Annotated in this window: 16 protein-coding genes, 1 tRNA gene and 1 pseudogene; 17 read left to right on the top strand and 1 reads right to left on the bottom strand. The window is 52.6% G+C overall.

Features of this window, described 5'->3' with window-relative positions:
- Positions 1 to 7 precede the first annotated feature (7 nt).
- The 16 genes and pseudogenes from GN242_RS03485 to GN242_RS03560 all read left to right on the top strand — a co-directional run bounded on the left by GN242_RS03485 (position 8) and on the right by GN242_RS03560 (position 20,040).
- Positions 8 to 961, top strand: a complete 954-nt coding sequence (locus tag GN242_RS03485; RefSeq protein WP_154752935.1) for a respiratory chain complex I subunit 1 family protein — start codon at positions 8 to 10, stop codon at positions 959 to 961.
- A 44-nt stretch (positions 962 to 1,005) separates the two neighbouring features.
- Positions 1,006 to 2,730, top strand: coding sequence for a hydrogenase large subunit (locus GN242_RS03490; RefSeq protein ID WP_154752934.1), 1,725 nt, complete (start codon positions 1,006 to 1,008; stop codon positions 2,728 to 2,730).
- A 13-nt stretch (positions 2,731 to 2,743) separates the two neighbouring features.
- Positions 2,744 to 3,298: a formate hydrogenlyase complex iron-sulfur subunit gene (locus GN242_RS03495; protein WP_154752933.1), complete on the top strand. Its 555-nt coding sequence runs from the start codon at positions 2,744 to 2,746 to the stop codon at positions 3,296 to 3,298.
- Entirely contained in the window at positions 3,298 to 4,095 is a 798-nt protein-coding gene (locus GN242_RS03500; protein ID WP_154752932.1) for an NADH-quinone oxidoreductase subunit B family protein, read from the top strand. Before GN242_RS03495 ends, GN242_RS03500 begins: the two co-directional genes overlap by 1 nt.
- The gene (locus GN242_RS03505; protein WP_156286918.1) at positions 4,092 to 4,574 is read left to right on the top strand and encodes a formate hydrogenlyase maturation HycH family protein; all 483 of its coding nucleotides are present in this window, start codon (positions 4,092 to 4,094) and stop codon (positions 4,572 to 4,574) included. Before GN242_RS03500 ends, GN242_RS03505 begins: the two co-directional genes overlap by 4 nt.
- Complete coding sequence (gene hycI, locus GN242_RS03510) at positions 4,567 to 5,052, top strand: hydrogenase maturation peptidase HycI (RefSeq protein WP_156286919.1); 486 nt, start codon at positions 4,567 to 4,569, stop codon at positions 5,050 to 5,052. Before GN242_RS03505 ends, hycI begins: the two co-directional genes overlap by 8 nt.
- A 329-nt stretch (positions 5,053 to 5,381) precedes the next feature.
- A complete protein-coding gene (hydN, locus tag GN242_RS03515; protein WP_154752930.1) occupies positions 5,382 to 5,927 on the top strand; it encodes an electron transport protein HydN in 546 nt (181 codons plus the stop codon).
- A gap of 23 nt (positions 5,928 to 5,950) precedes the next feature.
- Entirely contained in the window at positions 5,951 to 8,122 is a 2,172-nt protein-coding gene (gene fdhF / locus GN242_RS03520) for a formate dehydrogenase subunit alpha (protein WP_154752929.1), read from the top strand.
- A gap of 96 nt (positions 8,123 to 8,218) precedes the next feature.
- Entirely contained in the window at positions 8,219 to 10,570 is a 2,352-nt protein-coding gene (gene hypF, locus GN242_RS03525; RefSeq protein WP_156286920.1) for a carbamoyltransferase HypF, read from the top strand.
- Entirely contained in the window at positions 10,563 to 11,588 is a 1,026-nt protein-coding gene (locus tag GN242_RS03530) for a HoxN/HupN/NixA family nickel/cobalt transporter (RefSeq protein ID WP_156286921.1), read from the top strand. The genes hypF and GN242_RS03530 overlap by 8 nt, the downstream gene beginning before the upstream one ends.
- A gap of 287 nt (positions 11,589 to 11,875) precedes the next feature.
- A complete protein-coding gene (locus GN242_RS03535) occupies positions 11,876 to 13,156 on the top strand; it encodes a lysozyme inhibitor LprI family protein (RefSeq protein ID WP_156286922.1) in 1,281 nt (426 codons plus the stop codon).
- Between the two features lie 283 nt (positions 13,157 to 13,439).
- Complete coding sequence (locus GN242_RS03540) at positions 13,440 to 14,801, top strand: MFS transporter (RefSeq protein ID WP_154752925.1); 1,362 nt, start codon at positions 13,440 to 13,442, stop codon at positions 14,799 to 14,801.
- 18 nt (positions 14,802 to 14,819) lie between these two features.
- The gene (locus GN242_RS03545; protein WP_154752924.1) at positions 14,820 to 17,171 is read left to right on the top strand and encodes a beta-glucosidase family protein; all 2,352 of its coding nucleotides are present in this window, start codon (positions 14,820 to 14,822) and stop codon (positions 17,169 to 17,171) included.
- A 54-nt stretch (positions 17,172 to 17,225) separates the two neighbouring features.
- Positions 17,226 to 18,215 carry an AraC family transcriptional regulator gene (locus GN242_RS03550; protein ID WP_154752923.1) on the top strand — a complete coding sequence of 330 codons (990 nt, stop codon included), beginning with the start codon at positions 17,226 to 17,228 and terminating at the stop codon, positions 18,213 to 18,215.
- 443 nt (positions 18,216 to 18,658) lie between these two features.
- Entirely contained in the window at positions 18,659 to 19,372 is a 714-nt protein-coding gene (locus GN242_RS03555; protein WP_156286923.1) for a hypothetical protein, read from the top strand.
- 189 nt (positions 19,373 to 19,561) lie between these two features.
- Positions 19,562 to 20,040: pseudogene (locus GN242_RS03560) on the top strand (Hcp family type VI secretion system effector).
- 265 nt (positions 20,041 to 20,305) lie between these two features.
- Here GN242_RS03560 and GN242_RS03565 read toward each other — a convergent pair.
- A tRNA-Phe gene (locus GN242_RS03565) sits at positions 20,306 to 20,381 on the bottom strand.
- Positions 20,382 to 20,599: 218 nt separating this feature from the next.
- On the opposite strand from GN242_RS03565, the gene GN242_RS03570 reads away from it, so the two are divergent.
- Positions 20,600 to 20,752: a hypothetical protein gene (locus GN242_RS03570; protein ID WP_156286924.1), complete on the top strand. Its 153-nt coding sequence runs from the start codon at positions 20,600 to 20,602 to the stop codon at positions 20,750 to 20,752.
- Positions 20,753 to 21,328 lie beyond the last annotated feature (576 nt).

Below are 21,328 nucleotides of genomic sequence, written 5' to 3' on the forward strand. Positions count from 1 at the left end.
ACTGACTATGAACACTTCATTTTTACTTGCGGATCCGTTGTGGCCGCTGGCGCTGCTTCAGGCCATGGCGTTACTGGCGCTCGCGCCGTTGTTTGCCGGATTTAGCCGGGTGATGCGTGCACGGATGCACAACCGTCAGGGGCCGGGCGTATTACAGGAATACCGTGATATCGCCAAACTGCTGACCCGCCAGAGTGTTGCGCCCGCCGCAGCCGGTGTCGCGTTTCGCAGCATGCCGTATCTGCTGACCGGAGGCTTACTGGCGATCGCCACCGCGCTGCCGGTGGTAACGCTGGCATCGCCAATCGGCGCTGCGGGCGATCTGATCGCTGTTATCTACCTGTTTGCCATCGTGCGTTTTGTGTTTGCGATTGCCGGTCTCGATACCGGCAGCACCTTCACCGGCATTGGTGCCAGCCGTGAAGCGGTGCTCGGTGTGCTGGTTGAACCGATTCTGCTGCTCGGGCTGTGGATTGCAGCGCTGATAGCGGGTTCAACCTCTCTTGGTGCTATTGCGGCTCGCGTTCTGCACTGGCCGCTGTCCTCCTCTTTAACCCTCGTTCTGGCGGGTCTGGCCTGTGCCTTCGCCACCTATATCGAAATGGGCAAGCTGCCGTTCGATATGGCGGAAGCGGAACAGGAATTACAGGAAGGCCCGCTGACCGAATATTCCGGCGCGGCGCTGGGCGTACTGAAAATCGGTATCAGCCTGAAACAGCTGGTGGTGTTACAGCTGTTCCTCGGCCTGTTTTTCCCGTTCGGACTGGCGGAGCAGTTAACGCCGCTGGCGCTGCTGACCGCCGCGCTGTTGTGCCTGGTGAAACTGCTGATCGCGCTATTTCTGGTCGCGCTAATCGAGAACAGCGTCGCCCGTCTGCGCTTTCTTAAAACGTCCCGCACCACCTGGGCGGGGTTCGGGCTGGCGTTTCTGGCGCTGGTTTCCTGGCTGGTCGCAGGCTGACCTGACATTTTTCTTGTCCCGCTGCGGCGGGAAGAGGCTTTGTAATGAGTGAGTTCAATACCGCATTAAATCAAAACCCGGTCGGTAACGAGTATCTGGCTGCGCTGGCGAAGCAGTTTCCGTCGGCGATTTTAGGCAGTGAATGGCAGACCGACACCCAGGCGACCGTCACCATCAGGCTGAACTGGCTGCCGGAAGTGGTCGAATGGCTCTATTACCAGCGTGGGGGCTGGCTTTCCGTCTTATTCGGCAATGACGAACGTACGCTGTGCGGCAACTACGCCCTCTATTATGTGCTGTCGATGGAGAAGGGCGTGAAGTGCTGGATCACCGTGCGTGCCGAAGTGGATCCGGTGTCGCTGGAGTTCCCGTCAGTAACCCCGCGCGTGCCGGCTGCGGTATGGGGCGAGCGCGAAGTGCGGGATATGTACGGGCTACGCCCTGTCGGGCTGCCGGACGAACGCCGTCTGGTGCTGCCGGATGACTGGCCGGATGATTTATATCCGCTGCGCAAAGACGCGATGGATTACCGTCAGCGTCCTGCACCAACTACGGACGAAGAGACCTATCCGTTTATTTCCGAGGCCAAAGAAGGCAGCAAAATTGTGCCGATTGGTCCGCTGCACGTCACCTCTGACGAACCCGGACATTTTCGTCTGTTTGTTGATGGTGAAGACATTATCGATGCCGATTACCGCCTGTTCTATGTGCACCGTGGCATGGAAAAACTGGCGGAAACGCGTATGGGCTATAACGAAGTCACCTTTCTGTCAGACCGGGTTTGCGGCATCTGCGGCTTCACGCACAGCGTGGCATACACCTCCTCCGTAGAGAACGCGATGGGTATTGTGGTGCCGGAACGCGCCCAGATGATCCGTTCGATTTTGCTGGAGGTCGAACGTCTGCACAGCCATCTGCTCAACCTCGGCCTGGCCTGTCATTTTGTCGGTTTTGATTCCGGTTTCATGCAGTTTTTCCGCGTTCGTGAACAGTCGATGAAGATGGCTGAAATCCTCACCGGCGCACGTAAAACGTATGGCATGAACCTGATTGGCGGTATGCGCCGCGACATTCTCAAAGATGACATGATCGCCACCATTGCTCTGGCGGGCAGCATGCGCCGTGAGCTTAACGAGCTTGTCGATATCCTGCTCAGTACTCCCAATACCGCACAACGCAGCGTTGGCGTTGGCATTCTGGATCCGCTGGTGGCACGAGATTTCAGCAACGTCGGGCCGATGGTACGCGGCAGCGGCTTCCAGCGCGATATGCGTCAGGATCATCCTTATGCCGGTTACGCCAAACTGCCATTTGAACTGTGCAGTGAAACCGGTAACGACGTCTATTCGCGCCTGAAAGTGCGCATCCACGAAGTGTTTAACGCGCTGAATATGATCGAGTTTGGCCTGCAAAGCCTGCCAGGCGGCCCGCTGGCGGTAGAAGGTTTCAACTATATTCCGCACCGTTTTGCCCTCGGTTTCGCCGAAGCACCACGCGGTGACGACATTCACTGGAGCATGACCGGCGACAACCAAAAGCTGTTCCGCTGGCGTTGCCGGGCGGCGACTTACGCCAACTGGCCAACGCTGCGCTACATGCTGCGCGGCAATACAGTCTCCGATGCACCGCTGATCATCGGCAGCCTCGATCCCTGTTATTCCTGCACCGACCGAATGACGGTTGTCGATGTACGTAAGAAAACGTCCATCGTCATCCCTTACAAAGAGATCGAACGTTACGGCATCGAACGTAAAAATTCGCCGCTTTGAGGAACTGCTCATCATGCTGAAACTAATCAAAAAAGTGCTTAAAACCGGCACCGCAACCGTAGCTTATCCGTTTAAGCCGCTGGATCTGGCAGCGAATTTTCGCGGCAAACCGCAATATACCGCTAAACAGTGTATTGCCTGCGGTGCGTGCGCTAATGCCTGTCCGTCTAACGCGCTGACCATGACCACAGCAGAAGACGGCGAAACCATTCGCTGGTCGCTGTTTTTAGGTCGCTGTATTTTCTGCGCCCGCTGTGAGGAGGTCTGTCCGACGGCAGCCATCAGACTGTCGCAGGAGTTTGAACTGGCGGTCTGGCGTAAAGAAGATCTGTTTGAGACCGCGGATTTTCCCATCTGCCATTGCCGCGCCTGCGGTAAGCCTTACGCCGTACAAAAGGAGATCGATTTTGCTCTCAGCCTGTTGCAGGAGAGTGCCGCACTGAGCGATCGACAAATTGCTGACCGCCGTGACCAGTACGAAACCTGCCCCGAATGCAAAAAACTGCACAGTCTCTCCTCCTCGGATCGTATTGATATTGGGCGGCACATGACAACGGAGGCTCACTGATGAGTCATAACCTGATTGCTCCCCGTGACGAAAATGGCCTGCCGGTACCCGTCACGCTGGATGACAGTATTGCCAAACTGAAGTCTACTCTGCTTCACAGCATCCGCCGTTCCGCTTACGTTTATCGCGTTGACTGCGGAGGCTGTAACGGCTGTGAAATTGAGATTTTCGCCGCCATTTCCCCCCTGTTCGACGCCGAACGCTTTGGCATTAAAGTGGTGCCGTCGCCACGCCACGCAGATATTTTGCTGTTCACCGGTGCCGTGACCCGCGCCATGCGCATTCCGGCTCTGCGCGCCTGGGATAGCGCGCCCGATCCGAAAATCTGCATTTCATACGGCGCCTGCGGTAACAGCGGTGGCATTTTCCACGACCTGTATTGCGTGTGGGGCGGCACTGACAAAATCGTGCCGGTGGATGTGTATATTCCGGGCTGCCCGCCGACACCGGCCGCCACCATTTATGGTTTCGCGCTGGCGCTGGGGTTGCTGGATCAGAAAATCAAAGGCCAGCAGCACAACGAGGCAGCCGCTGAACCGGCGGCGCTGCTGCATCCGGATTTACCGCAGCCGCTGCGCGTGATGCTGGATCGCGAAGCGCGCCGCATGGCCGGTTACCGTTACGGACGCCAGATTGCTGACACATTTATGGCGATGGTGGCTGCGCCCGGCTTGCAGCCAGTAGAACAGCGAGTATCTGCGTATCTTGAGGAGCAAGGGGATCTGCGTCTCAACGAAATTGTTGGCAACCTGCAACATATTTATCAACAGGTACTGCGCGGTGAGGTGCACCTGTGAAAACGTTAGCCAATGACCAGCGCTACGCCCGCCATCAGCCCTGTGCCGGCCATCAGCCGCACAAAAACAAAGTGATTTTCTATTCGCTGAGAAGCAAGTTTGTCGATGAGAAAATCGCGCAGAAACGCAGTTCGCAAAAAGTGCAGGAAGTGGTCTATTACAGCCTGGCTATTGGCCATCACCTCGGCGTGATCGACTGCCTGCAATCTCGCCTCGAATGCCCGCTTGACGGGTATATGGAGTGGATTTACAGCCTGCCGCAAAACAGCGAAGCATACCGCAAGCTGGCTGGTGTGCAGCGTTTCGGGGAGATCAATATCGACAGCAGCCACACCCATTTGCTGGCGCTGGCGCTGCGCGATGCGCGCCCGAAGATGAATGAAACACAGCAGGGCTGGAGCGACGCGCTTATCAATCTGCTGACTCAAATTGAACATGACCCCGCCATTTACCTGATGGTCAGGAGATACGATGCCTGATTTATCCTCCCGCTACGCATTGCTGTGCGTGGGCAACAGCATGATGGGTGACGACGGTGCCGGCCCGAGGCTGGCCGAACTCTGCGTTGAACAACCACTCTCCGGCTGGACAGTGGTTGACGGCGGCGCGGCACCAGAGAACGACATCGGTTATTTACGCCAGCTGCGGCCTGCGCATCTGGTGATAGTTGATGCCACCGACATGGGGCTGGCACCCGGTGAAATGCGCATTATCGCCGAAGATGACATCGCCGAGATGTTCATGATGACCACCCACAATCTGCCGCTGACGTTTCTGATGCAGCAATTACGTGAAGATATTGCGCAAATCACGTTTGTTGGCATTCAGCCGGATGTGGTGGCTTTTTACTTCCCGATGAGTGCGGCCGTTGAACAGGCAGTGAACCGCCTGTATCAGCTGTTACCTGCGCTGGAACAGGGGCTGGGCATCGCCCCTTATCAGCCGGAAACGGTCTGACAGCGGCCATTGACATAATTGTCGATGCGGTGACGAAACAGAAATGACGTCAGTAAAAAATTTCGTCAGCGGTGCACCTGATAAAGATAAGTTTATGAATTTAATGATAAAAAATTAAAATCAGGAACTGGCACGCTTTATGTATAGAAGTACATGAAAACTTTTAACCACCTCAATTAAAAGCACACTGAAATCCCCTTAGACACTGTTATTGCAGGAAGGCGGCAAGCGAAGGCGTCACGATGATCTGGCATAAGTCAGCGATCAGGGCGAGTGAACGCAGCCAGTGCACCTGCGATGTCACGGACGACGGGGATTTGGAGAGAAAAATGAACCGGTTCATTATCGCCGACCCTAAAAAATGCATCGGCTGCCGTACCTGTGAAATTGCCTGCGTGATGGCTCACAGTGAATCGCAGGATATCTCGCTGCTCAACGCCGTGACATTCGCACCGCGCCTGCACGTTATTAAAGGTGTCAATCTCAGCACGCCGGTGATGTGCCGCCAGTGTGAAGATGCCCCCTGCGCCAACGTCTGCCCGAACGGTGCCATTCTTCGCACCGGAGACCATGTACAGGTGATGCAGGAACGCTGCATCGGCTGTAAGACCTGCGTTGTTGCCTGCCCGTACGGCGCAATGGAAGTGGTCACCAAACCGGTTTTCCGCCAGAACGGTGCGGCGATGGTCACCACCTCAGATAAAGCGGAAGCGCACAAATGCGACCTGTGCCACGAGCGCGCTGAAGGCCCGGCCTGTATGGAAATCTGCCCGACCAAGGCACTTTTCGCCATCGACCGTAACCACTTACAGGAAATGAACGCAGAGAAACGCCGCCGCGCTGCGCTCGACAGCACCTCCCCACTGCTGTTTTAACCCCGGATAAAGGAAGCAATGCCATGAAAAAAGTCACCACTGTCTGCCCGTATTGCGGCGCCGGATGTAAATTGAATCTGGTTGTAGATAACGGAAAAATTATCCGTGCGGAAGCTGCGAACGGCGTCACCAATCAGGGTGAACTGTGCCTGAAAGGCTATTACGGCTGGGATTTTCTCAATGACACCAAACTGCTGACCCCGCGCCTGACCCAGCCGCTGATTCGCCGCCAGAGAGGCGGGAAATTCGAAGCCGTCAGCTGGGATGAAGCTATCCGCTATACCGCGCAACGCCTGAAAGAGATTAAACAAAAACATGGCCCGCGCGCCATTATGACTACCGGCTCTTCCCGTGGAACCGGCAATGAAACCAACTATGTGATGCAGAAATTTGCCCGCGCGGTGATCGGCACCAATAACGTCGACTGCTGCGCCCGCGTGTGTCACGGCCCGTCTGTGGCGGGTTTGCAGGCCACGCTCGGTAACGGCGCGATGAGTAATTCCATCGGCGATATCGAAAACTCAAAATGTCTGCTGGTGATCGGCTATAACTGCGCCGACTCCCATCCCATCGTCGCCCGCCGCGTGATCAAGGCGAAAGAAAAAGGCGCGCAGATCATTGTCTGCGATCCGCGCCGCATCGAAACCGCACGTATTGCCGATCAGCATTTGCAAATCAGGAACGGCTGCAACATGGCGCTGGTGAATGCCTTCGCCCATGTGCTGATGGAAGAAGATCTGTATGACCATGACTACGTAGCGAAATATACCGAAGGCTTTGAGGAGTACCGCAAAAATGTTGCGGATTACTCTCCGGAAGCCGTGGCGGAACAGACCGGTGTTTCCGCCCAGCAAATCCGCCAGGCGATGCGTACTTATGCCGCTGCACCTTCTGCCACCATTATGTGGGGCATGGGTGTCACTCAGTTTGGTCAGGCAGTTGACGTGGTAAAAGGTCTGGCAGGGCTGGCATTGCTGACCGGTAATCTTGGCCGCGCCAACGTCGGCGTCGGGCCGGTTCGCGGGCAAAATAACGTGCAAGGTGCCTGTGATATGGGCGTATTGCCAAACGAATTCCCGGGTTATCAGTCGGTCACCGATCCAAAAGTGCGCGCGAAATTCGCCGATGCCTGGGGTATTGACGTTGATCAGATGGATCCCGAAGTCGGCCACCGCATTACCGAAATCCCGCATCTGGCCATCGAAGGAAAGGTAAAAGCCTATTACATCATGGGTGAAGATCCGTTGCAGACCGAAGCTGATCTGGGTCTGGTGCGCAAAGGCTTTGAAGCGCTGGAGTTTGTGGTGGTTCAGGACATCTTCATGACCAAAACAGCGGAACAGGCTGACGTGATATTACCGGCGACATCCTGGGGTGAACACGGCGGCGTATTCTCCTGCGCAGACCGTGGCTTCCAGCGTTTCGAGAAAGCCATCGAACCTAAATACAACGTCAAACGCGACTGGGAAATTATCAGCCTGCTGGCGACGGAGATGGGTTATCCGATGCATTACAACGATAACCAGCAAATCTGGGACGAAATGCGCAGCCTCTGCCCGCTGTTTTACGGCGCTACCTACGAAAAAATGGGCGAACTGGGACATGTACAGTGGCCTTGTACCACCCTTGAAAGCCCGGGTACACAATACCTGTATGCCGACAATCACTTTGATACACCAAGTGGTAAAGGCCAGCTGTTTGCCGCGCCGTGGCGTGCACCGGCGGAAGTGCCGGACGGAGATTACCCGCTGGTGCTGTGTACCGTGCGCGAAGTTGGTCACTACTCCTGTCGCTCCATGACCGGTAACTGTGCCGCGCTGCAAACGCTGGCTGACGAACCGGGATTTGTGCAGATGAACCCGGTCGATGCCCAGGCGCTGGGTATCCGTGATCAGCAGCTGGTCTGGGTGGCATCGCGCCGCGGAAAAGTCATTTCCCGCGTCAACTACAACGAACGTATCAACCTGGGCGCGGTTTACATGACCTATCAATGGTGGATCGGGGCCTGTAATGAACTGACTCAGGACAATCTCGATCCGATTTCTAAAACGCCGGAAACCAAATATTGCGCGGTGAAAGTCGAACAGATTGCCGATCAGCGCTGGGCGGAGAATTACGCTCATCAGACTTACAGTGATATGAAAGCGCGCCTGCGCAGCGCCGTAGAAGATGTGATCCCGGTGGTTCAGTTTTAAATTTGGTTTTTGGGTGAACATCACCATGGTTACCCAAAATAATTCGAGCCGCAGGACTAAATCTGCGGCTCGAAGAATGAAGGGTATGAGGTATGTATGTCTGGCTTACTCATTCGCATCTGCGGCAAGGTTCAGGGCGTCGGTTTCCGGCCTTTTATCTGGCAACTGGCCGACCGTCTGCGGTTGCGTGGTGAGGTGTGTAACGACAGCACAGGGGTGGAAATCAGGCTGCTTCAGCCAGTGAATGTTGAGCTGTTTATCGAACAGTTACAGCGCGACTGCCCGCCGCTGGCACGCATCGACAGCATCAACTTTGACTCTTTCGACTGGCAAACACCCCCGCTCAATTTCACTATCACCGACAGTCGCCAGGGCCGTATGGACACACAGATCGCACCCGATGCGGCAACCTGCCCCGAGTGCCTGCATGACATTAACCACCCGGGCGATCGTCGTTTCGGCTACGCCTTTACCAACTGCACCCATTGCGGCCCACGTTTTACGCTGATCCGCGCCATGCCTTATGACCGCTCTGCCACCAGCATGGCGGAATTTTCCCTGTGCCCGCAATGCCAGCAGGAGTATCTAAACCCTGCCGACCGGCGGTTTCACGCGCAGCCGGTCGCGTGCCCGCACTGCGGCCCACAGATCAGTGCAACATTGCAGAGTGGCGCGAGGCTGGCGTCTGGCGCGGCCGCGCTGGAATGTGCCGTCGCCGCGTTACGTGCGGGTAAAATTGTCGCTATTAAAGGGCTGGGCGGTTTTCATCTGGCCTGCGATGCCACGCAGCAAAATGCGGTACTGCGGCTGCGCGAGCGTAAACAGCGGCCATCAAAACCGCTGGCAGTGATGGTGCCAGACATTGGCTGGCTGGGGCAATGCAGTGCAGAAGGCCCGCAATCTGTGCTGTGCGGGATACTGGGTTCTCCCGCTGCGCCCATCGTGCTGACAGCAAAATGCGCGATGTCTCCGCTATGTGAGGCAGTGGCACCAGAGCTTGATGAAATCGGGCTGATGCTGCCATTTACTCCGCTACATCATTTACTGATGCAGGCGTTTCAGACACCGCTGGTGATGACATCCGGTAATGCTAACGGCTGTGCACCGGTGCTGACCAATGAGGCGGCGCTGTTACAACTCGGCGGTATTGCCGATCTGTGGCTTCTGCATAACCGCGATATTGTCCAGCGCGCCGATGATTCACTGCTGCGAGTGACGCCACACGGCAATGAAATCCTGCGCCGTGCGCGCGGTTACGTGCCTGATGCCATCGTGCTGCCCGCCGGATTTGATAATCAACCGCCGCTGCTGGCGCTGGGCGGCGATCTCAAAAATACTTTCTGTCTGGTGCGCGGCAATCAGGCGATTCTCAGTGCTCATTTCGGATCGCTTACCCGCAGCGATATTGCCGGGCAGCAGCAGCAGGCGATTGCACATTTTCAGCAGCTGTATGACTGCACTCCAGCGGTTGTAGCCCGTGACGCGCATCCGGCTTACGTCAGCCATATGCAGGCGGAAAGCCCCGGAATACAGATAATCGACGTACTTCACCACCATGCCCATATCGCCGCCTGTCTGGCGGAACATCGCTGGCCGCTGCACGGCGGCAAGGTGATTGGACTGGCGCTCGACGGGCTGGGCTATGGCGTTGCTGACGATAAAACCGGGGCTTTGTGGGGCGGCGAATGTTTGCTGGTGGATTATCTGCACTGTGAACGCCTGGGCGGATTACCCGCCGTTGCGCTGCCCGGTGGCGACCGCGCTGCGCTTGAACCATGGCGTAATTTACTGGCGCAGTGGCAGGCGTTTGTGCCGGGATGGCAGACGCGCCCTGAGTCTCATGCGTTGCAGAATTATCCCTGGCTGCCGCTGTCCAGAGCCATTGCCGCCGGGATTAACTCGCCGCTGGCGTCTTCATGCGGGCGTTTATTTGATGCCGTTGCCGTCGCCCTCGGCTGTGCGCCCGCGCAGCTGACCTGGGAGGGGGAGGCGGCAAGCCGTCTGGAAGTGCTGGCGCAACGAGCATCGGGTATTTCGCATCCGGTCACGATGCCGCTGCAACATACCCCCTCAGGTACTTTCCTTGATTTAGCGACGTTCTGGCAGCAGTGGCTTGACTGGGATGCCGCGCCCGCCGCACGCGCTTTTGCTTTTCACGATGCGCTGGCGCAAGGCTTTGCCGCACTTGCCAGCTATCACGCTGAGAGGATGGGAACAGGTACCGTCGCGCTGGGCGGCGGCGTGCTGCACAACCGTCTGCTGCGCCAGCGGTTACGTCACTATTTAGCGCATCTTCACGTACTGATGCCGCAAAAAGTGCCTGCCGGAGACGGGGGCCTGGCGCTGGGTCAGGCGCTTGTCGCCTGCGCCCGTCTGCAATGTTCTGCTGCCTTACATTCTGCCACTTCTATTTCTTCAGGTTTTAACAACAAGGATTCTCATGATTAACCGCGATTTTTCCCACGTCCACGGGCGTACTTTCTGGCTGCTGCTCGGGCTGCTGGCTATCAATTTATTGGCCTGGGGCTGGGCACTGGCTGTTTTTCGCCATAATGCCGCACTGATGGCGGCTGCGTTGCTGGCTTACGGCTACGGGCTGCGTCATGCCGTCGATGCCGATCATATCGCCGCTATTGATAACGTCACCCGCAAGCTGATGCAGCAGGGGCAGCGTCCGGTGGCGGTCGGAGCATTTTTCTCCCTCGGGCATTCCAGTATTGTGGTGCTGGCCTGCGTGGCAATTGCTGCGACGTCGCTGGTGTTTGGCAACAAAATCGGCTGGTTGCATGACTATGGCAGCACCATTGGCACGCTGGTTTCCGCGCTGTTTCTGCTGATAATGGCGCTGCTGAATGCGCTGATCCTGCGTGATGTTTACCGCCGTTTTCAGAAGGTCAAGCAGGGCAAAAACTTTCCGGATACCGGAGACAACCATGCAATGCAGGGGGGCGTGATGAGCCGGTTATTCAGCTTCGCGTTTAATCTGGTGAATAAAAGCTGGCAGATGTATCTGGTAGGATTTTTGTTTGGGCTGGGTTTTGATACTGCCACCGAAATTGGCCTGCTGGGTATTTCTGCGGCGGGGGTGTCTTCCGGTATGTCGGTGTGGAGTATTCTGGTGTTTCCGGCATTGTTTGCCAGCGGTATGGCACTGGTCGATTCACTGGACAATTTTGTGATGGTTGGCGCGTACGGCTGGGCGTTTGATAAGCCGGTGCGCAAGCTCTATTACAACATGACTATTACTGCCACCAGCGTGGTGATTGCCCTGTTTATCGGCGGTCTTGAAGCGCTCGGGCTGATGGCCGGGAAACTGGATTTACACGGCGGGGTCTGGGCCATTGTTGAACGCCTGAATGAAAATATGGGCAGTGTCGGATACGCTGCCGTGGCGATTTTCGTGGTGTTCTGGGGCATTTCCGCCCTCAATTATCGTCGCAAAGGTTATGATAATCTGGCGATGTAATCTGCCCTGAATAAGGCGTTATTTGCCTGGTAAGTAATTTTAAGGGGCCGGTGATTAACGCTATCACGACCGGCAGCCGAAGATAATGCTGATGGCAGGCCAGCGCGCCTTAGTCTTACAGCCAGTGCTGAAAATTTTCTGTTTCGCTGGCTTCTCTTCCGTACGTTTTACCCGTTTTTCCGGTACATTATCGCTGCCTGTGAAACGGGATAACTTTCCCGACGCATTCAACACCGCATCACCTGCTAATCAGAATGTCACTATGGAAAGGGCGTAAGGAAATAAAAATGATAAAGCTAAAATATGGTATCGCACTCGGATTCGCACTCCTGGCGCAGAATGCGCTGGCCGCCGGTTTTGACTGTACGTTAACCGGCCTGAACGCCACCGAAAAAACCATCTGCGCAGATAGCTATCTTTCCGGCCTGGATAACGTGACTAACGGTTATTTCCTCAAAGCCATGGATAACAGCTACAGCGTGGGTTCGCTGGCAAGAGAACAACGAAAATGGCTGGCGGAGAGAAACCACTGCGCGGCCGATGCGGAATGCATTAAGCAACGTTATATCGAGCGTAATAAAACCCTGTCGCGCGTCGGGGAATATAAAAAAGTGAGCGAGGTATTTATTCGCCCCGGGGATAAGCTGGATAAACCCGTAGCCGCAGGCTTAAAGAATGATGCCGGATTTATCCTGTCTGAAGAGCCGTGGCGCGTCAGGCAGCTGATCTCCTCCGGCGATATTACCTCGCTGACCGCAGGCAGTACCGGACATTACCTTACCGTTCTGACGCATCGCGTGGTTAATAATGACCTGATTGTGTTTGTGGTGCTGTATGTGGAGCACGACGAGAAGAAAACCGCTTATCTGCTTAGTCTGAAAGAGTCAGAGGAACCGCGTGTGCAGGCGGGCTACGAGGGCTATAACCTGGAGCTTACGCTACAGGATAATAACAGCGCTCCTGAGGGGGATATTCGCTATACCGTGGCAGAATATCGTGGTTCCGGAGTCGACGTTAACAGTGAAAGTGCCTACGCCACCCCGCATGCTTTTGCGCTGAATGTTTCCGGCAAAGAGATTGGCAGCATCAAAGAGGTGAGCCTGCCAGCCAGCGGGGCTGAACAGCAGAAATGGGTAGGCTACTGCGGCAGCCAGGAGTGTAACAGCCGTTTAATCTCTCCGGATGGAAAGTGGCGGCTGGCCTCTGCGGATCGCAGCAACAATGAGATTGATGAAGGGATCTACTTCTTCCCGCACGATCGACCGGATGCCGGTGTAAATGTGTTCCTGCCGCAGGCTGATACCGCCAAAGGGCCAGATTACAGCTACAGCCGCAATTATGTCTGGGGGCGTGATGCGACATTCTATTTTGACAATGAAGGCGGCTATGCCTGTATCTGGAAAACCGATCTCGCTGATAAAACCACCAAACGTATTCTTCCTGTTGAGGCCTTCTTACGGCCGCACTACGTGCACTATCAGGGGGAAGATATGATTATCGCCTCTTACTCTTATTACAATGAGAGTGGCGACTATCATAGCGAAGAGATTTATCTCGCGAAAAAATAGTTTTCTTTTATAAAACCCTAAGTCGGTCATTATTCTTTAATGACACGCGATATGGCATATTCTGTCAGCTGACCGGTTGGAACCTTCATCAACCGGTTATGCTTTAAATCTTCCCCATGGCTGAATTATTTTACTTCAGATTATCACCTGTGACCTGACTCACAACCCCGTGACAAAGGTGAGTATGAGCAAAAAATAGGAACGCTTTCAACAAAGGCTGGAAAGCAGCCAGTTACATGCCAGATATACTCGCAGCTACGTTAATCTGAATGAGTGCATAATAATGAAAATCACAGAAATGACCTCTGAGAGTTATGTAAAGGTCAGCATTCGGGAAAAGATAGGTTATGGTTTTGGCGATCTGGCCTCAAATCTGTCATTTGGTTTTGTTTCCCTGTTTTTACTGTTTTTCTACACCAATATTTATGGTATTTCCGCCGTGCAGGCGAGTCTGATATTTGTTATTGCCCGAGTGATCGACGCGATATTTAATATCTTTATCGGCTACTTTATCGATAAAACACACACGCGTTACGGAAAGTTGCGACCTTATCTGTTGTTTGGCGCGGTTCCTTTGGGGATACTGACCGTTCTCTGTTTCAGCCCGCTGATGAGTGAGTTTAAATTTTACTACGCGCTGATCTCCTACACTATCTACTGCCTGGCCTACACCACGGTTAATACTCCCTATTCAGCGATGACCAATATGCTGACCCAGCATGAAGGCTCGCGCGCTTCCCTGTCGGTATATCGTTTTGTGCTGGCGATAGCCGGCTATCTGATTGTCTCTACCAGCGCCGACTGGCTGATTTCGCAATTTACCGACCAGAAAATGGGCTACGTATTTGCGGTTAGCTGCTTCAGTCTGCTGGCGACTTTTTTCTTCCTCGCCTGTTTCGGCATGACCAAAGAGCGGGTGGTGAGCCTGCCTGACCAGAAGCCGCCGACGCTGAAAGAGATGATTATCGCGGTGTCCGGCAACCTGCCGTTGATCAACCTCTCCGTGTTCACCGTGTTTTTCTATATCGCTTATACCCTGTGGATGGCGATCGCGATTTACTTCATTAAATACTCGATTGACGATGTGAACTTTACCGCTAAATTCTTCGCCATTCAGTCTGCTGCCTATGTAGCCGGCACGGTTATCTCTGAAAAACTCATCAATATGATGGGTAAGAAGAAAATGTTACAGCTGGGGCTGATGATTGGCATTGCTGGCGTGGTTTTCCAGTACTTCCTGGCTGGCGATAACATCTATCTGATTATGACCGGCGTGTGTCTGTTCAGCGTAACGCTGGGGATGGGTTTTGTCGCGATGTGGTCAATGATTGCCGACACCGTGGAGTTCGCTGAGTGGAAACACGGCGTGCGTACCGAAGGCGCAATTTACGGCTTCTTTAACTTCATCACTAAAATCGCCATGGCAATTGGCGGCGGTCTTGCCGGGCTGATGCTCGACTACTTTGACTACTCTTCCGAACAGATCAGCGCTGCTGCGTTAAACGGCATCAATATGATGATGACGCTGGTGCCTGGCCTGATGTTCGCGCTGGGAATGGTGTTTATCTTCTTCTATACGCTGGATGAGAAGAGCTACCGAAATATCATCAAAGACATTGAATTGCGCAAGCACAACGCGCTGTAACCTTTGCAGGTAAATAAGATGAAAAAAGATTTCCAGGCGATCATTGCCGCCATGACTGCGGAAGAGAAAGTTGCCCTGTTAAGCGGTAGCGGTCTGTGGCGTACCGCCAGCTTCCCGCGCCATGGCATTGAAGACATTATTATGACCGATGGTACCTATGGCGTGCGCTACAGTACCAGCCAGATTGAACAAGGGGAAAACTGGAACATTACCGATTTCCTCGAAGTGATTAGTCAGAGCGCGGGCGAGGTCGAGCAGGAGGAGCAGAAAGGTGGCTCCGAGGCGTTGTTCAGTAAATCAAAACCGGCCACCTGCTTTCCGAATGGCTCCACGCTGGCCTGTAGCTGGGACAGCGAGCTGGTGTATCAGATGGGTGAAGCGCTGGCGAAAGAGTGCCAGTCGATGGGCGTTGGGATCCTGCTCGGCCCGGGCATGAATATTCGCCGTACGCCTCTGGCTGGCCGGGGCTATGAATATTACTCCGAAGATCCGGTGGTCAGTGGGGATATAGCTGCCGCACTGATTAACGGTTTGCAGGACGGTGGCGTGGGGGCCAGCCTGAAACATTTTGCCGCCAACAACTCTGAGTTCCGTCGTACGGAGATGGATTCAGTGGTGGAAGAGCGCGCGCTGCGTGAAATATATCTGAGCGGCTTTAAGCGGGCGATCGACAAGTCCAATCCCTGGACGGTGATGTCCTCTTATAACCGCCTGAATGGTGTACAGACCTCACAGGATCGCTGGCTGCTGACGGAGGTGCTGCGCGATGAGTGGCACTATAAAGGGCTGGTGATGTCCGACTGGTACGGCATTAAAGATCGTCCTGCTTCACTGCTGGCGGGGAACGATCTTGCGATGCCTGAAACCCGGCGCGACAAGCAGGAGCTGCTTGAAGCCATTAAGCAGGGTGAGATTCCGCAGGCAATTCTCGATACGGCCTGTTTGCGTATGCTGACGCTGATCGACAAAGTGCAGCGCCACCGTAAACCAGAGACTCAGGTCAGCTACCCGCAGCATCACCAGCTGGCACAGCGGCTGGCCGCTGAGTCCATTGTGATGCTGAAAAATGAGGATAATCTGCTGCCGCTGCGGGCGGATAAGCAGCGCACCATCGCCGTGCTGGGTAAACCGGCGCAGGAGCCGGTAATTCAGGGTTCCGGCTGTGCCACTACCGTACCGTATACGCTCGATCGCCCGCTTGATGAGATCTTCGATGTGGCAGGCCAGGATTTCAATATCGAGTATGCCGTAGGTGCGCCACAGGATGACGCGACCGATCCCCAGGCGCTGGCGAAGGCTGTTGAGGTTGCTAAAAAAGCCGATGTTGCCGTGCTATTTGTCAGCACCGCTATTGGTGAAGACGGCGAAAATGGCGATCGCCAGGATCTGCATATTCTGCCGAGCCACGAAGCGCTGATCCGCGCTGTCGCCTGCGAGCAGCCTAACCTGGTGGTGGTACTGGCCAACAGCGATGCGGTAGTGATGCCGTGGCTGTCCGACTGTAAAGCGCTGCTGGAAACCTTCTTTGCCGGGCAGGGCATGGGTCGCGCGGTGGCGGATATTCTGTTCGGTCGCGCTAACCCCTGCGGCAAACTGACGGTAACGGTTCCCAATACGCTGGAGGAGACGCCCGCCTGGCTCAGTTACCCGGGTGAAAACCTGCGCCATCACTACAGCGAAGGGTTATTTGTCGGGTACCGCTATTACGATCGCCGAAAACTTACCCCTCAATTCCCGTTTGGTTTCGGTCTGAGCTATACCACCTTCAGCTATGCCAATCTGAAGGCATCGGCGACACAGCTGGAAGAGGGCGAGGCATTAAGCGTCAGCGTTGATGTGACTAACAGCGGTCAGGTCGCCGGGAAAGAGATCGTGCAGCTCTATCTCACCGCCCCCGCCGGAGAGTTGTTGCGTGAAGAGCTGGCACTGAAAGCCTTTACTAAAGTTGAGCTGGCAGCAGGCGAAACCAAAACGGTGACGCTGGTTGTCGACTGGCAGGACTTTGCCTGTTTCCATCCGGGGATGAGCCGGTGGGTGGTGGATTCCGGTGATTATCAGCTGCATGTGGCCCGTTCCTCACGAGATATTGCCCTCAGTACACAGATTGCCGTCCACGCGAAGCCATGGTATGTGCCGCTGAAAGCGGATAATTCATTGCAGCAGCTGATGAGTAATCCTCCGGCATTTGATCGTGTAGTGAAATTGTTGCTAAGTAAAAATAAGTTGCCTGAATCGCTGCTTAAAGAAAAACTAAGCGCTATGGCACCCGATCTGTTCTGCGGACTGTTTATTGCTCTGACGGAGTTCCTGGCTATTGATATTACCCGGCAGGAGTTAGAGAACGCACTGGAGGAACCTGATGAAGTCTAATTATCGCAGATCATCCGGGAGATATCGGGCTTTAAACTCAAGGAGATTACGCCGATGTTTCCATTTTCTGTCACGCAGCTGCCAAGGTTAAAATCCCGGCAGCAAACGGCAATAGCGATTCATGAAGGCAGCGGCTATGAGCTGATCTCTTTTGATGCGGAAAAGCTGAATGTTTTTGCTGCTGAGGTTTACTACTGTGAACCTCACTGGCATTCGGCTCCGGAGCTGGTCTGTATTTTGTCGGGCAATTTTTCAGTGACGCTGGGGCATGCTACCTCAGTGGTCAGCGCTGGAAGTATGCTGTATATCGACCCGGATGAAATCCACTCACTGGAGGCGCGTGCGCCGCACAGCCAGCTGCTGACCATTCAGTTCTCGCCCCATCTGTTTGATGAAACCCATCCTGCACCGCAGATAGATGATGCAATGATCGCCCGGCAGGGCGGTCATGCTCTCAATCAGCAAATCAGAAACAGCGTGATTGCTCTGCTTGAGCACCTGGTTTATGAGCACTCTTCGTTTAACCGTATCGCGCTGGTGTACCAGCTGCTGGGGTCGCTGGCGGCGGCGGAGAAGGATCAGGGCGATCGGCAGCTTATGACCATCAAAAAAAAGGATCAGCAGCTGATCAAACGCGCGATTGAATATATTAATCAGCATTTTGATGAGGAGCTGAGTTTAGCCACGGTGGCTGAAAGCGTGGACGTCAGCTATCACCATTTCTCACGTACTTTTAAAAAGATCAGCGGGTATAATTTTAAAGAATATCTGACCATGATCCGCATTAATAAAGCTAAAAGACTGCTAAAAGACACCAATATTCCTATTACGGATATTAGCTACACCTGCGGTTTTGGCGGGCATAAACAGCTGATTTTCGCCTTCAATAAGTATTGCCGTATGACTCCAACCGCGTTCAGAAAGAATTACCTTACGGCGATCCATTCCACTGCTGAAAAACCCGTGATGACCGATTTCCGCTGTCTGCCGTTGGATCAGCGGGTGATTGATTTTTTGCGGAACTTTAAGGAGATGGGGGCGTAGGTATTACGGGATGGAAATAAAAACGTCGGTGTCCATGGGGTGGTTAAATTAAAGGAATTACCGGTTATTCGATTAAGAATGCTGTAGGTATATTTAAAAAACATGCAATCGCTTATATATTATCTAAGCTCTGTCTGGATAATAGTGGTGCCCGGACTCGGACAAAAACGTCGGGAAAATTTTTGCATGGTGCTTCAGCGCCAGCCCCGGAGGGAGAAAACACAGCGGGGGCTTTCGCATATCATTCTATTCCATTTTTAATGTGATTTTTTCTTTTTATATTTAATTTTTCGTTGCATGTGAGGATTTTTGAATGAGTGTTTAATTATTTCAGGTATGGAATTTAATTTATATTAATGTGATGTGGATCACTTTTAGTATTAGACTTCCTCATTAAAAAATATTACTGTTCATTCTTTTTGAGAATGACAGGAGTCTCCACGATGCAAGCATCGGATTATTTAAGGATAAAATTACAGAGCAATCGGCAACTCTCTATCTATACTCAACATGGCTTTAATTCATTTGCACAAGCAACAAAAAACACCGTGTCTGATATTTATTCTGGCATAGAAAGGGCTAGTTGGTATACCTCTTGCTTAATACCTCGATATGGCGATGTTTGTAGTGAGTTGATAACAGAAGAAAAAAGAATGTCGCTTTCTATAGCATCTGTATTCAAGCATCATGATGTGATTCTGCATATGTTTGTGCTGTATTTTGAAATGCTTGAAAAAGACAGCGAGGATGGAAATAAAAATGGTAGTGTTCGAGGATTAGTTAAAGGCATTGCCGGTCATTCGGCTAAAACTGCTGTAGGTAGATCTACACGTCATGCAATCGCTTATGCATTATCTAAAGCTCTATCTGGATCAGCGATTGTTTCTAAAGTTGTTGCTGAAAGAATTGCTAGCAAATCACCTTATGTAGTGTTTGCCCTACAAGTTTTTGGTATAGATCAGAAAGCAGTATTAGCTGCTAGAAAATTGAAAGTTTTAGAACCCCGATATTTTGCAATATTGTATACAGCACAATTAGAAATGCTGTATTACTTTATTGAACCAATACTAGAAGAAGTTATCAAAAAAGTACAAATGAAAACCTATGAAACATTAGATGAGTTGTATGAGCAGGTGAGGGCGAAATTTAATGTTTAAGAGTTTACTATCACTATTTTTTTCTGATTTCCTCTTTCCTGTTGCTATCATTGGAAGTTGGTGCATTTGTGTGCTTTTCATTCCTTCTTATGGTGTTCTGTTTGGTTTCATATCTACCATCATATGGATCATGGTTTTTACTAAATTTACATCAAAATTTGATAAATACAAATAATACAAGGAGTTTTAATGTCTAATCCCGCTTATTTATGGCTCACTGATAAAAATAACTCTCCTGTCGTTGGAAGTTCTCTTGTTAGTGGTAGGGTTGGTGCGATCGAGTTAAAATCTTTCACACATAATATAAGTATTCCCACCGATAATCAGACTGGAAGACTCACCGGAACTCGTGTGCACAGTCCTATATTATTTCAAAAAGAATTTGATAGAGTAACCCCACTCCTTTATAAAGCTCTTAGTCAAGGAGATACACTGAAATCAGCAACAATCAAGATGTATCAGATTATTGATGCTGGTATAGAAAAGAGTATTTCAATATAATCTTAGGTAATGTGAAAATTACTTCTATTACTCCAGATCTTTACGCAGGTTCGATGACTGGAACGCACCTGGAATCGATTATGCTGCGTTATGAATCAATTACATGGAAACATGTGGATGGGAATATTCAATATAAGGATGAGTGGAACCATAGGGCTACCTACTAAGATCGTTGACTCTATATTTAACCCATAGATGGTAGAGCAGCAGGAAAGCGAATTTTCTACTGTTCTACCTTCGCTGATAAGCCCTACATTAAAAAATCTATTAACTTTCTTCAGCAAAAACGTCGGGAAAGTTTTTGCATGGTGCTTCAGCATCAGCCCCGGAGGGGCGAGTCTCATGGATGAGACGAGTAATCGAACGGAGTTCGATGGAGAGTCCGCGACTCAGAAAGCAAAAAACCCGCCACAGGCGGGTTTCTTTAAATAGTGGTGCCCGGACTCGGAATCGAACCAAGGACACGGGGATTTTCAATCCCCTGCTCTACCGACTGAGCTATCCGGGCAACGGGGCGCATTAAACCTTATGCCACTCTCAGCGTCAACGGCTTTATGGCGAAAAGTCGACTGATTGCACTCTTTTCCACCAGTCAGCGGCTGAAGTCTCACTTTTTGCCTGTTTTATCTCCTGTTACGTTTCCCTTTTACGCACTGATTTATGCCGGATGTTGCGCTTTATGTCCTTTAGAACCGGGTTGTTAAGGCTTATCGGGAAGTTGGCATAATGCTGTCATATTGTGCTGACAGGCGGCGTCTGACAGAGGGTTACTGGTCGCATATCATTGAGCTACCCTGTACCGCACCTGATGCTGATAATCTGGCTGTGACGGAGCTGTTTACCGAATCACCGTTATTTATCCAGCCTGCCGGGGGGTGAGTTGAGCAGGCAGCCGGGCATGCGATTGCCTGAACGGTAACTTTTACCTGTTTTACGCCTTTTACACCTTTTTTCACGGCTGGCTGCTGTTAATGGCAGATTGTATCGCCCATGGCTTACGTGGGGGCACCGCGCAGCAGCTTTGATACGCCTGGCGCAGAAGCTGATGCCGGGCTGGATGAAGCTAAACGCTGCGGATCGTAACCGGGTGTAATAAGCCAGTCAGCGGCGTGCGCTCTTAATTCAGAGAGGTTCATCTTAGCGACGGCAATTTTGCGGCAAGTTTTTTCTCATATCACAGGCTTTTCGCACGGCAAAACAGCATTGAACCCGTTTCTAAAAAATGCCATTATTGCGCAAATTTTGATGTCTTCGTCATCCCTGCTTATTGAGGTCGCCGCCATGAGAGGTTCACTGCTGTTCACCAGCATCTGTAACCCGCATCAGCTGATGTCGCGCTGCCGATCTTATTGCTGTCACACCTTATCGATAAATTCTCTCACCGTGCGGTGAGGTCTTTCTACGCTTAACTGTTGGCCATGCGTAAAAACAGATGCGATCTGATTTTACTGATGT

This window comes from Erwinia sorbitola (genome assembly GCF_009738185.1).
Lineage (GTDB): Bacteria > Pseudomonadota > Gammaproteobacteria > Enterobacterales > Enterobacteriaceae > Erwinia > Erwinia sorbitola.

What these genes read in the sequence shown, in the direction of transcription:
- GN242_RS03550 (WP_154752923.1), top strand. Translation starts at nt 17,226, where the DNA reads ATGTTTCCATTTTCTGTCACGCAGCTGCCAAGGTTAAAATCCCGGCAG.
- fdhF (WP_154752929.1), top strand. Translation starts at nt 5,951, where the DNA reads ATGAAAAAAGTCACCACTGTCTGCCCGTATTGCGGCGCCGGATGTAAA.
- GN242_RS03535 (WP_156286922.1), top strand. Translation starts at nt 11,876, where the DNA reads ATGATAAAGCTAAAATATGGTATCGCACTCGGATTCGCACTCCTGGCG.
- GN242_RS03490 (WP_154752934.1), top strand. Translation starts at nt 1,006, where the DNA reads ATGAGTGAGTTCAATACCGCATTAAATCAAAACCCGGTCGGTAACGAG.
- GN242_RS03555 (WP_156286923.1), top strand. Translation starts at nt 18,659, where the DNA reads ATGCAAGCATCGGATTATTTAAGGATAAAATTACAGAGCAATCGGCAA.
- hypF (WP_156286920.1), top strand. Translation starts at nt 8,219, where the DNA reads ATGTCTGGCTTACTCATTCGCATCTGCGGCAAGGTTCAGGGCGTCGGT.
- GN242_RS03495 (WP_154752933.1), top strand. Translation starts at nt 2,744, where the DNA reads ATGCTGAAACTAATCAAAAAAGTGCTTAAAACCGGCACCGCAACCGTA.
- GN242_RS03500 (WP_154752932.1), top strand. Translation starts at nt 3,298, where the DNA reads ATGAGTCATAACCTGATTGCTCCCCGTGACGAAAATGGCCTGCCGGTA.
- GN242_RS03530 (WP_156286921.1), top strand. Translation starts at nt 10,563, where the DNA reads ATGATTAACCGCGATTTTTCCCACGTCCACGGGCGTACTTTCTGGCTG.
- GN242_RS03540 (WP_154752925.1), top strand. Translation starts at nt 13,440, where the DNA reads ATGAAAATCACAGAAATGACCTCTGAGAGTTATGTAAAGGTCAGCATT.
- hydN (WP_154752930.1), top strand. Translation starts at nt 5,382, where the DNA reads ATGAACCGGTTCATTATCGCCGACCCTAAAAAATGCATCGGCTGCCGT.
- GN242_RS03545 (WP_154752924.1), top strand. Translation starts at nt 14,820, where the DNA reads ATGAAAAAAGATTTCCAGGCGATCATTGCCGCCATGACTGCGGAAGAG.
- hycI (WP_156286919.1), top strand. Translation starts at nt 4,567, where the DNA reads ATGCCTGATTTATCCTCCCGCTACGCATTGCTGTGCGTGGGCAACAGC.
- GN242_RS03570 (WP_156286924.1), top strand. Translation starts at nt 20,600, where the DNA reads ATGCTGTCATATTGTGCTGACAGGCGGCGTCTGACAGAGGGTTACTGG.
- GN242_RS03485 (WP_154752935.1), top strand. Translation starts at nt 8, where the DNA reads ATGAACACTTCATTTTTACTTGCGGATCCGTTGTGGCCGCTGGCGCTG.